Annotated in this window: 12 protein-coding genes; 7 read left to right on the forward strand and 5 right to left on the reverse strand. The window is 37.4% G+C overall.

Going from position 1 to position 12,683, the window contains the following annotated elements; all coding sequences use genetic code 11:
* Positions 1 to 27: 27 nt before the first annotated feature.
* Positions 28 to 930, reverse strand: coding sequence for a LysR family transcriptional regulator (locus C9J41_RS10440; RefSeq protein ID WP_107206945.1), 903 nt, complete (start codon positions 928 to 930; stop codon positions 28 to 30).
* 115 nt (positions 931 to 1,045) lie between these two features.
* Between C9J41_RS10440 and C9J41_RS10445 the strand changes: the two genes are divergently transcribed.
* The 5 genes from C9J41_RS10445 to C9J41_RS10465 all read left to right on the forward strand — a co-directional run bounded on the left by C9J41_RS10445 (position 1,046) and on the right by C9J41_RS10465 (position 6,302).
* Complete coding sequence (locus C9J41_RS10445; RefSeq protein WP_107206944.1) at positions 1,046 to 1,573, forward strand: NADPH-dependent FMN reductase; 528 nt, start codon at positions 1,046 to 1,048, stop codon at positions 1,571 to 1,573.
* Positions 1,574 to 2,038: 465 nt separating this feature from the next.
* Complete coding sequence (locus tag C9J41_RS10450) at positions 2,039 to 2,797, forward strand: hypothetical protein (RefSeq protein ID WP_107206943.1); 759 nt, start codon at positions 2,039 to 2,041, stop codon at positions 2,795 to 2,797.
* Between the two features lie 115 nt (positions 2,798 to 2,912).
* Positions 2,913 to 3,269: a hypothetical protein gene (locus C9J41_RS10455; RefSeq protein ID WP_107261386.1), complete on the forward strand. Its 357-nt coding sequence runs from the start codon at positions 2,913 to 2,915 to the stop codon at positions 3,267 to 3,269.
* Positions 3,270 to 4,275: 1,006 nt separating this feature from the next.
* The gene (locus C9J41_RS10460) at positions 4,276 to 4,938 is read left to right on the forward strand and encodes a TrkA family potassium uptake protein (RefSeq protein WP_158259293.1); all 663 of its coding nucleotides are present in this window, start codon (positions 4,276 to 4,278) and stop codon (positions 4,936 to 4,938) included.
* A gap of 20 nt (positions 4,939 to 4,958) precedes the next feature.
* Positions 4,959 to 6,302, forward strand: coding sequence for a TrkH family potassium uptake protein (locus C9J41_RS10465; protein WP_233217642.1), 1,344 nt, complete (start codon positions 4,959 to 4,961; stop codon positions 6,300 to 6,302).
* 84 nt (positions 6,303 to 6,386) lie between these two features.
* On the opposite strand, the gene C9J41_RS10470 is transcribed toward C9J41_RS10465, so the two are convergent.
* From C9J41_RS10470 to C9J41_RS10490, 4 genes are all read right to left on the reverse strand, one after another.
* The gene (locus C9J41_RS10470) at positions 6,387 to 7,268 is read right to left on the reverse strand and encodes a VirK/YbjX family protein (protein ID WP_107206939.1); all 882 of its coding nucleotides are present in this window, start codon (positions 7,266 to 7,268) and stop codon (positions 6,387 to 6,389) included.
* 261 nt (positions 7,269 to 7,529) lie between these two features.
* Positions 7,530 to 8,288 (reverse strand): SDR family oxidoreductase, encoded by a 759-nt coding sequence (locus C9J41_RS10480; RefSeq protein ID WP_107261384.1) that lies wholly within the window; start codon positions 8,286 to 8,288, stop codon positions 7,530 to 7,532.
* A gap of 102 nt (positions 8,289 to 8,390) precedes the next feature.
* On the reverse strand, positions 8,391 to 9,590 hold the full coding sequence (locus C9J41_RS10485; RefSeq protein ID WP_107287908.1) for an enoyl-CoA hydratase/isomerase family protein: 1,200 nt from the start codon (positions 9,588 to 9,590) through the stop codon (positions 8,391 to 8,393).
* Between the two features lie 40 nt (positions 9,591 to 9,630).
* Positions 9,631 to 10,899, reverse strand: coding sequence for a thiolase family protein (locus C9J41_RS10490; RefSeq protein ID WP_107206935.1), 1,269 nt, complete (start codon positions 10,897 to 10,899; stop codon positions 9,631 to 9,633).
* A 203-nt stretch (positions 10,900 to 11,102) separates the two neighbouring features.
* Between C9J41_RS10490 and C9J41_RS10495 the strand changes: the two genes are divergently transcribed.
* A complete protein-coding gene (locus tag C9J41_RS10495; RefSeq protein WP_199188099.1) occupies positions 11,103 to 11,486 on the forward strand; it encodes a MerR family DNA-binding transcriptional regulator in 384 nt (127 codons plus the stop codon).
* Positions 11,487 to 11,517: 31 nt separating this feature from the next.
* Positions 11,518 to 12,678 carry an isovaleryl-CoA dehydrogenase gene (locus C9J41_RS10500; RefSeq protein WP_107206933.1) on the forward strand — a complete coding sequence of 387 codons (1,161 nt, stop codon included), beginning with the start codon at positions 11,518 to 11,520 and terminating at the stop codon, positions 12,676 to 12,678.
* The last annotated feature ends 5 nt before the right edge of the window (positions 12,679 to 12,683 follow it).

The following is a 12,683-nucleotide window of genomic DNA, read 5'->3' on the forward strand; positions in this document are numbered from 1 at the left end:
CGACGAAGCATGCCAATGCTTAGTAAGCTAAAACGGTGTCACTATTTCTGTTATTAAATCTAGGAAGCAGCTTACTTTCGATGCGACATGTTTACGTGTTGGATAGAGCGCATAAACATCAATTTCAGGGAAAATGTAATCATCAAATAATAGCGTTAATTCACCTGATTGTAGTTGTGCCTCTATATAAAATTCAGGTACACGGATAATACCCAATCCATTATCAACCAGTGCTAGTGACATTTCCGTACTATTACTCAATACGCGTTGTTGTACTTCGACTAGTGTTTTGTTTCCTGCTTTATCTCGGTATTCCCAGACATTGAATTTTTTCAAATTAGTATAACAAAAGCAGCTATGAGCGGATAATTCCGAAGGATGTTGTGGGTAACCATAGACTTTTAAGTATTGTTTTGATGCCACTGTGCAAATTCTGCTGCTATAAATACGCTTACAAATCAAACTCGAGTCATCTAATTTAGCAGTAGCGCGGATAACTAAATCATAACCGTCGGCAATCACATCAATAGGCTTATCACTCATATCTAGATCGAGCGTAACTTCAGGGTATCGAGATAAATATGTTGTGAAAACATCGGCTAAATACTGTTTACCAAACCAGACAGGGCAACTAACTTTTAACGTTCCTTTTGGCTCAACGGTACTTTGTGTTATTTCCGCAACGGCTTGCTCTGCATCACTAATCAGTTGTACACACTCTTGATAATAAGTCTTCCCTTCAGGAGTTAAAGCAATGCTCCTTGTGGTGCGATTAAGGAGTCGAACCCCTAAGCGACTTTCAAGTTTGGCGATTTCTTTACTTACATAAGAATTAGAGTGTCCAGTAGCTTCGGCAGCGGCACCAAAACCGCCGCACTTCACTACTTGAACAAACACAGTGATACCATCAAACAATCGATTATTAGCCATATGGAATCTATCTAATCACTTTTAGCCTATTAATTACATTTGAACTCTAATATACACTCTGTACAAAGGTTAACAACGGTATGTTGTTAAAAGACTTATCGATGAGGATTTAAAAATGAAACTACTTGCTTTTGCGGCATCTAACAGCCAACACTCTATCAACCATGCATTAGTGACATATGCGGCATCACAAGCTAATGCTGATGACGTTGAAATTTTAGACCTTAATGATTTTGAAATGGCGATTTACAGTATCGATCGTGAAAATAACTCAGGCATTCCAGAACAAGCACAAATCTTTTTCGATAAGATTGGCCAAGCGGATGCTATTTTAATTTCATTTGCAGAATATAACGGTTCATATACATCGGCTTATAAGAATGTTTTCGATTGGACCTCACGTATAGATCAAAAGGTATTCCAAAATAAACCAGTGATCATGCTAGCTACTTCTCCGGGTCCTGGTGGCGCTGCGAGTGTATTAAATAGTGCTGTTACGTCTGCACCTTATTTTGACGCCAAGGTGGTAGGATCATTATCTATACCTAGTTTCTATGAAAACTTTGATTTAGAAAAAAACACATTAATTAACGATGATTTAAACCAGCAATTAACAGAGCTAATTAATAAGTTAGAACGTTAACAGCCTACAAAAATAAAATTAAGTTGATGGTTTTTCATAATCAAATCACTTTACATACGAGAGTGGCAACAGTCGCACAACTCACGAATACTCTCTCTAATTAGCTTCATGATAAATTATAAGGTTGCTGTATCTAAATATTAAATATAGCAATCTTCTTTTCACTGCCATTATTCAGTTTTCACCATCACACTTGACGCTTTACTCACAAAACTGAACAGCCCTCCTCCTAAATCCTGTTATAGTTTAGATAAACGGTTAAAAAGTAGGCAGATTACACGTAAAATATATCTACCGAACAATACATCATAAAAAATAGATCCTTACTAGTATGTCGTAACTTGCTATTTTCTTTATAAAAACATGCTTTTTCGATAATATTGTTCACATTTAAACGTTTAAAACGTGAAATTCGTATAATCTTGTATCATGCTTAAAGAGCAGTAGCGTTAAAGGAGTACGCTTATGAGCACAAGGTTATGCGAAACTGCCAGCCTAGAACTCGAAGTTCAAAGTGCTGTGCAGCAAATCCTAACCACTATGGCATTAAATCCGTCATCTAATAGCCATAGTGCAAAAAAAAATGCGTGTATCTTTCAAAATAAGATCACTTACACGCTCTATCTACTTCTGCAATCATTTCAAGGAGCGTCTCTTAATACCATCAGCAAACAATGCCATTATGGATTTAGTGCCAACTTTCAGAATTTTGATCAAATAAGTCAGGAATTGACTGAGGTTATTCGTCAATCACAACAAGACTTTGCTATTAAAGCGGCGAACAGGCGTGGAACACTGACCCACATCACTCAGAAAGAAACAACTGATTTGGTTAAAAATACATTTAATACTGAATGTGAAATGGTCATGTCTGCTTTATCTATTCAACAAATCACATCACTCATTAACGCATTTACAACACAAGAGGATATAACAAAAAGTCTCGACCTTGTATTTAGTCGAGTTATTGTGAATCAAGATATTGATAAAGGCTTTCAACTATCAAAGCAAGCGACATATAAACTTGTCGAACAAATTTCACACTCGATTACTGGAGAACTATGTCGACTTATTTTAACGCAACATATAAGTCAACTACACCAAGAGGATTTTGAGTTATACTTACAGACGGTCAGAACGCTTGCTGAGCATTTTATCAGCCAATCTTATTTACTCAATGCCCCTTTTCTAATAGATAAGACCGATTTCGATAATTTAGAATAGCTTCAAGTAGCAGGATTATTCCTGCTACTTATCAATGATAAGTATCTTGAACATTACTTAATCACACGTATGATCGAAAAATCCTATTACTCTTATATAAAAGCAATCCTTTCTTATGCCTACATTGTTACGTTTTATAGAAATACACTGGAAAGTTATTACTTTACTAACGCTAATGTTCATTACAGTTTTATCACTATTACCTCAACCCAGCTTACCCCAAGTACCAGGAACAGATAAAACACATCACTTTATCGCTTATAGCGCATTAATTTTTGCTATTGGCCTAAAAATGCCGAAATATTGGTTTTGGTTATTTGTCGGGTGTATTACATGGAGCGGAGTAATTGAATTAATCCAGCCTTATGTTAATCGCTATGGCGAATGGCTAGATTTAGCTGCAAATACCGGAGGATTAATCACAGGCTTTATTCTTTCTCGTATTTGTTACAAGCTATTTTTATCAAAGTAACCATAAGTTTTCACATTAATGATGGCAGTTAATTATCATATATATCTTCCACATAGAACAGAATGAGGTCTGTAAAGTTAACGTCAAACATGCTGGCAATATTATATTTATTCACATGTTTTTAAACTACTTCTTTCCGATAACGAACAGAGGTAATAAAAATAATGGCATACAATATTGGCAGAGCGGTTTATTACCCTGCCCTAAATCTTTTCAAGATAATCATCCTTGAGTTTCATGATGTGAAAGTTCTAAATTTCCTTATCAAAGACATCTAAGATTAAAGGTGCCATTACCGAACGAAATATAAAAATAGAACACAATGCATATAACGCAATAACCACAAAAAAGGTGGTAGATTTCACCACTTACTCGTCTTTGAGTATAATGGAATCGTTCAGCGCACTGCCGATAACAACGTCAACTTTAGTGTTAATAGTTCAGTATTAAACGACATATCAAAAACAACGCATAAAAATGCCCTGTCTGATACTTATCAAGTAATATTAATCAAGGAAAAGGGAAACAGCTTTATTACAATGCAAATATTGGCGTTTTGAGGTAAAAAAGCAGAACAAATTAGTTATTTACACTCATCTAACTTATATACGTGACACTGCACACATAAATGGGCAAAAAAACAACAGTTAGATGTGCAAAATTTATAAGTTTATATGATTTGTACTAAATATAAGATTGCTATTTTTAAAATAAACGCACTAGTAATAAAATAAATTGAATTTAAATCAATAGATTAAGTTAATATTACAGAATACTCTGTAGCAGGTGCAATCTATACCAACACTCAATTATCTTGTATTACAAATAAAATCCTAGCACTATTCATGATCTATTTTGATAATTGGAAATGTGTAACGACTACGTACCTTAAATTGAATAAGACAAATTTTACACGTCCATAGTCTTTACAACATTTTAAAAAATGTATTTTGAATCAACAACAAAACAATTAAAACGCTATACTAAAACAGTTTGGGGAAAAACAATGAATCCTGAAGATAAACAATTTGCCGTTATTGGTCTTGGCAGATTTGGTATGTCACTTTGTCAAGAACTTAGCGAGCGTGGCGCTCAAGTACTTGCTATCGATCTTGATGAAACCTGTGTGCGTAAAGCGGCAGATGTCGCAACTCAAGCTGTTGTTGCTGATTGTTCAAATGAAGCCACCATTTCTGAGCTAAAATTGGACGATTATGATCTTGTTATGGTATCAATTGGTGAAGATGTTAATGCCAGTATTCTTACTACCCTTCTTTTAAAAGAGGCGGGAGTGAAAACAGTTTGGGTTAAAGCAAAGGATACACCTCATAGCAAAATCTTATCTAAAATTGGCGCAGATAAGATCATCCGTCCAGAACGTGATATGGGGATTCGTATAGCTCGCAATATGTTAGATAAACGTATTTTTGAGTTCTCTGAACTAGGAAGTGGTATTTCACTCGCAGAAGTGGTTGTTACAGCAAAAAATATGGGACGTAAAATATATGAACACCCATGTGGTGCTCATAAAGAAACCCAAGTATTAGCACTTAAACGTGGCCCTGAAGTACGTAAAGCTCCTGATCCAAGCACTGAATTACAAGTAGGCGATATTTTAATTATCACAGGACCTGAAAAAATATTAACTGAGACTTTAAGAAAGCTATGAGTTTCATTCCAAACAGGGGCATGTATGTCCCTATCAAAACTGACAACCATAAAAAAAGATGGTCTGAACCTAAGATCATCATTTTTAGTTTTTTAGCCATTTTAATGCCAGCAGCAATCCTGCTCACGTTACCTGCATTTTCAGTTTCAGGGCTTAGTTTTGTCGATGCTCTATTTACTGCAACTTCTGCGATCAGTGTAACGGGCTTAGGTGTAGTAGATACAGGCTCGCATTTTTCCATTAGTGGTAAAGTGTTATTAATGCTACTCATGCAAATTGGCGGTTTAGGACAAATGACATTGTCTGCCGTTTTACTTTACATGTTTGGTTTGCGGTTAAGCTTACGTCAACAAGCATTAACGAAAGAACAATTAGGACAAGATAAATTCACAAATATTCGCCGCCTTGTAAAACACATCATTATCTTTGTGCTTATTTGTGAATTGATCGGTATATTTTTTCTGTCGCTACGCTGGGTACCTGAGATGGGTTGGGAGCAAGGTCTATTCTTTGCTGTCTTTCATTCGATTTCAGCCTTTAACAATGCGGGTTTTTCTTTATTTTCAGATGGCTTAACACGCTATGTTGATGATCCTCTTGTTATTATTACGATTTCATCATTATTCATATTAGGCGGTTTAGGTTTTACTGTTATTTCTGATATCAAAAGAAATGCACACCGTGGGTTCCATTTTTTATCTTTGCATTCAAAAATAATGATAATAGCAACACCCATACTATTATTTGTTGGTACCGTAATGATTTGGCTTTTAGAACACCATAATAGCCACACTCTTGGGTCACTTAATGAATCAGGGCAATGGTTAGCAGCCTTTTTCCAATCAGCTACAGCACGTACAGCCGGTTTCAACAGTGTTGATATTGGTAAGTTTACTGAACCAACTATGTTGGTCATGATGCTATTAATGCTTATTGGTGCTGGTTCAACATCTACAGGTGGCGGTATTAAGGTATCAACCTTTGTCGTAGCTATTTTGGCAACATGGTCGTTCTTAAAGCAACGTGATCGTGTAGTGCTATTTAAGCGCACAATTTCAAACCAAACGGTGACAAAATCATTAGCCATCATTGTGGTTAGTGGCATTGTACTTACCATTGCAATGTTTGCCTTAATGATCACGGAAAAAGCCCCATTCTATGAGGTAATGTTTGAAACCATTTCAGCATTTGCGACCGTAGGCGTTACTGCTGGTTTAACAGCAACCTTATCTGAACCCGGTAAATACATCATGATAGTCGTCATGATCATCGGTCGTTTAGGCCCACTAACCTTGGCATACATGTTAGCTCGTCCTAAACCAACCTTGCTGAAATATCCTGAAGATAACGTCGCAGCAGGTTAAAATAAGAAAAACATAAAAAGGCTTGTCACTATGTATCGTGACAAGCCTTTTTTATTGCTTAATCGATTCATTCACTACAATAAATCAATGTTGAATCGTAACACTATCCAATTGTTCTTTAAGATCTTGATCGTATTCATCTAACCAGGCGTAACGTTCACGATACATTTTACGCTTTGGTCGTTTGATATCTTCCATTGCGCGACGCTCTGTATGTAATGGTAATGAATAAAAAGCATCATTGTATTCTTCACCATTATGTTCTTGCCATAATTGATCATAGTTAAGGTTGATCGTTGATGCTTTTTTACCATAGCGCTTAGCAGTGTATACATGTGCACTATTTTTAACCGCATATATATGCTCAATATTCATATCATTAGCAAATAAACGTAAGGTTTCAACCATAAAAGACTTTGGTCGTAAGCCATAAAAAGCTTTCGTAAATAAACGACTAAATCCATTATCGTTAGAACCACCTTGCATACAACCAACATAAATATCATTATCAATAACGGTAAATGCAATAGCGTAATAACGGTGATCATTGCTATCTGTCAGTATTAACGCTAATTCCCCTTCGCGGCGATAAGTGTGGTCAAAACTTAGTTTAACTTGATAGGACTTTTCTTCAATATCAAAGCTATAAAGCTCTAATTCATCAGTATAAATAGTATGTCGAGCTGAATCTGAAAAATGGCTTTCCATCCAGTTATAATGTTTTTTTAAAACCTCAACAATTTGATTTTTAGAAAAACACGTAGCCAAATAGGGTTTTGTAAAGCGCATTAAAAATTCAGGTTGCTGATCAATGACTTCTTTTCGTTGATCATTTAAAAAGAAATGAGCGAGTTCATTATATTGGCGTGAATATACCATCGCTCTAATCGCGTATTTAGCGATAGATAATGTTTTACCGTGATTTTTATGACTGTAAGCGAGCTTTGCAGACTTTAATATACTCATAAGATATCTCTAATCTTGTTTTTCGCAATTGTATACGAAATAAGTATAAAGAATAAGTAATAGAATTATATTTAATAAATTTAATTATCTTCACTAAACAGAAGATGAAAGGTAATATTCATTCATTGAAATAATGAACAGAGAAATCTCATGGAAAAATTAATGCCATACCTTGCTAAATTCGCCTTTACTGTCTCTATGATTATGTTTGTAGTCGGCGGAGGCATGGCACTATATGCGATGTTTTATGGTTAATTAACGTTATAAACGCATACCACCATCAATTTCAAGAATACGCCCAGTGAAGTAGTCATTCTCAATAATATACTTCACTGTATGAGCAATCTCTTCAGGGTTACCAACACGCTCAAAAGGTGCTGATGCCTTCATTTTTTCAAGCACTTCGGGCTTCAATTGGTCAGTTAAAGGAGTATCAATCAAACCGGGAGCAATTGCAGCAACACGAATACCGTATTTTGCTAACTCTTTCGACCAGCCCACTGCCATCGTTGCAACTGCCGCTTTTGACGCCGCGTAGTTAGTTTGGCCTAATGTTCCTGCTCTAGCGACACTTGAAATGTTAATAATAACGCCTTGAGATTCTGTCTTGATCATCTTTTCAGCGGCTTCTCGTCCACACAAAAATGAACCAGTAACATTAACATCCATCACCGTTTGAAATTGTTCTAAAGGCATTTTCGTTAATACGTCATTACTTTCATTAACCAGTAAGCCATCATCAAGAATACCAGCATTGTTAATCAAGACATTAATATGACCGAAATCTTCAATAATATGCGCAAATGCTTGAACAACTTCCTCTTCGCTTGTTACGTCAGCCTCATAGATCATTGCTTTACTATTTAGCATATGACACTGATCTTGCGTTTGACGTAACCCAGCTGAGTTGATATCAATTAAAGCCAATTCAGCGCCCATTTGAGCTAGAGTTACAGCCATCATCTGGCCTAGACCTTGACTAGCACCGGTAATGACAACAACGCTATTCTCAATATTCATTTATTGCTCCTGAATTAAAACAAAATTTTTGACTTTGCTACTTTAACGTATATTTAACCATCACAATAATTCTATTCATAAAAACTAAGTTATTATAAATAGTTAGCTAATATTAACCTGATTAAGTGGATTTTCATGCTCAGACCAGATAGGTGTAAATATTTGCTCAATTACTTTTTTATCGACATCATCTACTGATGAATAAATCCAGTTAGGCATATAATCTTTATCAATTAAGTGCGCACGAACACCTTCTTTGAACTCCCCCAACAAACCACAATTTACTGAAAGACCCAACTCCATTTTTATACAGTCTAGTAAAGATACATCTTTATAGTCTTGTATTTGTTTAAAACATATATGTGCTGTAATAGGACTACCTGCATTCATTGCCTTTTTTGCTGTCTCAATCCAAAGTCCCAAGCCATCAATGGCATTAATCTGTTCATAAATAGTAGATAATGATTGGGAAAAACAGGCCGCCTGAATTTGTGCGAAGTATGGTATTAATTGATTTGCTGGTAACACGGTGCGCTCTTCTACAGCGCAGTTATTTAATATGGTCGAGACTGCTTCTGATACCAATGACTGACTTTGCGTATCAGCCAATATTGTTGACCATGGGTAATCCTTTAATTGTTTAACAACATTATCATAAGCATTATTTGGAACAATATGATCAACCATACCTAAATCACGAGCATCACAAACATTGACATGTGCGCCAGTTAAACCCAAAAACAATCCGATACCAGCAGGAAGTTGGTTTAAAAACCATGTCGCGCCAACATCAGGATATAAGCCAATAGTTATTTCCGGCATCGCTAATAATGCATTAGGTAAAGCAACGCGGTGGCTTGCGCCAATATACAATCCTAACCCTCCCCCCATGATAAACCCATGTCCCCAAGCAATAACGGGTTTGTTATAGTTATGGATGAGTAAGTTACAGCTATATTCAACGGAGAAATATTCAGTTAAAAACGGCTTAGCTACGTGGCTATCGATTTGATCTAATTCTATTTGTGGTGGCTTTTGTTGATGATTTAATGCAGGATCATTTTCCATTGCATAATACATACTACGCACATCCCCACCCGCACAAAAAGCGCGATCACCTACCGATTTAAAAATTACAGCTACAATGCTTTCATCTTCACGCCAAAGCTGTAGATACTGGTAAATCGTTTTATGCATATTTAACGTAAGTGCATTAAGCGATGATGGATTATCCAGCTCTAGTACACCAATACTATGCCCATCAGTACAACGGATATAGGAAACATTCACCATTCCTGTCATCACTTACTCCTTTAACTTATTTCCAATCTTCAATGTCATACTATTTAACATCAACTTCAATCGCAATTGCCAATGCTTCTCCTCCACCAACACATACAGCAGCAACACCTTTTAGCGTTTTCGTGCCACTCAACATTTGCGCTTGTTGTCGTAATGCATGGGTTAATGTCACCACGACTCTTGTTCCTGTCGCGCCTATTGGGTGACCTAATGCACAAGCTCCACCGTTAACATTCACTTTTTCAGCATCAATACCTAGCTGCTCTATCGCGGCAATTGTCACCACAGCAAAAGCTTCGTTAATTTCCCACAAGTCCACATCATCAATAGACCAATTAAGATCATCTAATAATTGGTTAATGGCATGAATAGGTGCAATGGTAAATTCATCGGGGGATCGACTATGACTGGCATAACCTTTAATTGATGCCAGTGGATATAAGCCTTGTCGTCGAACTTGTTCAGCTTCCATTAACACTAAAGCTGCGGCACCGTCACCAATAGCACTTGATGAAGCGGCAGTGATCGTACCTTGTTCACCATGTTGCGAAAATAGAGGAGGAAGGTTTGGTATTTTCTTAATATTCACTTCATTCGGGTGCTGATCTTTTTCAACCGTCACTAATGCTTTTTGACTCTGAGCGGTAATAGGGACGATTTCAGCGTGAAATGCCTGACGACTATCCGCTTTGCGGGCTTTATTAATTGACCTTACAGCCCATTCATCCATGATTTCTCGTGAAATATTATATTTTGTTGCCGTTTGTTGACCATAAACGCCCATTAAGTGCCCATCAAATGCATCTTGCAATCCATCTAGATATAAATGATCAAGTACCGCTTTATGGCCTATTCGCATACCGTTTCGACTGTCTGTGAGTAAATAAGGTGCATTGGTCATACTTTCCATGCCTCCAGCGACAGCCGTTCGAATCGCTCCAGCTTTAATCATATCGCAAGCCAATAAGATTGATTTTAACCCTGAGCCACAAACTTTGTTTATCGTAGTACAGGAAACCGATACAGGAATTTTTGCCATCAAAGCTGCTTGTCTTGCAGGGGCTTGCCCAACACCTGCCGTTAATACACAGCCCATAAAGACTTCATCAATCAATTGTGCAATGTGCTCATACTCTATCTCATTATTATGTTCTAAAGTCGTATCTGTTGGCTGAACACGTTTAACATCTCGTAATGCTGCTTCAATAACAATACTACCAAGCTGAGTGGCGGAAAAATGCCGTAAATCGCCTTGAAAACTCCCAATTGGCGTTCTTTTAGCAGCAACGATCAGAATATCCTTACTCATACCAATCACCTCTTTACGTCAATTTAGAAAACATTGCCTGCAGGAATATTAGGGGATTTCTTGACGCTTTTGTAAGCATAGCACTAACATTTACGTAAACGTTAAGAAACATTTGCTGGGATTTTAATACTCAAAATCACTGCTCTGCTTAACCGATAGGTGAAAAGTTTTTACCTATCTAACGTTGCAGGAGACTCAATGTGATGACTTTCAAAATCAGCGAGCTTGCAAACGAATTTAAAATAACACCACGCAGTATTCGCTTTTATGAAGATATAGGTTTGCTTTCACCTAAACGAGATGGCGTTAATCGTGTCTATGGACGACGAGATAAAATTCGACTCGGTTTAATACTTCGCGGTAAGCGTTTAGGCTTTTCTTTACAAGAAATCGGGGAACTCTTCAGTTTATACGATGACAACAAAAGCCATGCTCAGCTTCTTTCCATGATCAACATCATCGACCAAAAACAACGACAACTGACCCATCAACGCGCCGATATTGATATCACTCTTATTGAACTTGAACGCGCAAAAAAACGCTGTATGCACACCCTAATAAAAACAGAATCATACAAAGACAAGTAATCTGAACAGGTTCCGCAAAGGAGGCTTTACTATGCATAGCCAATACTCACCACTCAACTTTGATTTAGGTGATACTGCCAATATGCTGCGCGAACAGGTTAACTTATATGCTGCTGAACATATTGCTCCTATCGCTAACGAAATAGATCAAGACAATCAATTTCCCCATTACCTCTGGCAATCATTAGGCGAAATGGGCTTACTTGGCGTCACCATTGCTGAACAATACGGTGGGGCTGCTATGGGCTATTTAGAACATGTTATCGTGATGGAAGAGATCAGTCGTGCTTCTGCTTCAATCGGATTGAGCTACGGTGCTCATTCTAACTTGTGTGCAAACCAAATATTCAGAAATGGTAATAATGCTCAGAAGCAACAATACCTACCAGCATTAATCACAGGAGAACACATTGGTGCACTGGCAATGAGCGAAGTGAATGCTGGGTCTGATGTTATGAGCATGCAGTTAAAAGCAGAAGATCACGGTGATCATTTTTTACTCAACGGTAATAAAATGTGGATCACTAATGGACCAGAAGCCAATACGCTTGTGGTCTATGCCCGCACCTCAGCCAACGCAATCACTGCTTTTATTATTGAATCACAATTTGATGGTTTCTCTACTGCGCAAAAGCTCAACAAATTAGGTATGCGTGGTTCAAATACGTGCGAGTTAGTTTTTATTAACTGCAAAGTACCGAAACAAAACGTACTGGGTGACGTCGACCACGGCGCAAAAGTCTTAATGAGTGGATTAGACTTCGAGCGCGTAGTACTTGCTGCCGGCCCACTCGGTATCGCGCAATCATGTTTGGATGTCGTGATCCCTTACATCCATGAACGAAAACAATTTGGCAAAGCGATTGGTGAATTTGAGCTGATCCAAGCCAAAATTGCAGACATGTATACCCAACTCAATGCTGCTCGCAGCTATGTTTACACCGTTGCAAAAGCCTGTGACCGCGGTGAAGTCACCCGTAAAGATGCAGCTGGCGTAATTTTGCTTAGTGCTGAACTAGCCACAAAAATGGCGTTAGAAACCATTCAAATACTCGGTGGTAATGGCTACATCAATGATTACCCTGCCGGACGTTTATTACGAGATGCCAAACTTTATGAAATTGGTGCAGGAACTTCAGAGATAAGACGCATGCTAATTGGACGTGAATTATTCTCAGAATCAGCTCGCTAAGGAGT

It is taken from the genome of Photobacterium sp. GB-50, from assembly GCF_003026755.1.
Lineage (GTDB): Bacteria > Pseudomonadota > Gammaproteobacteria > Enterobacterales > Vibrionaceae > Photobacterium.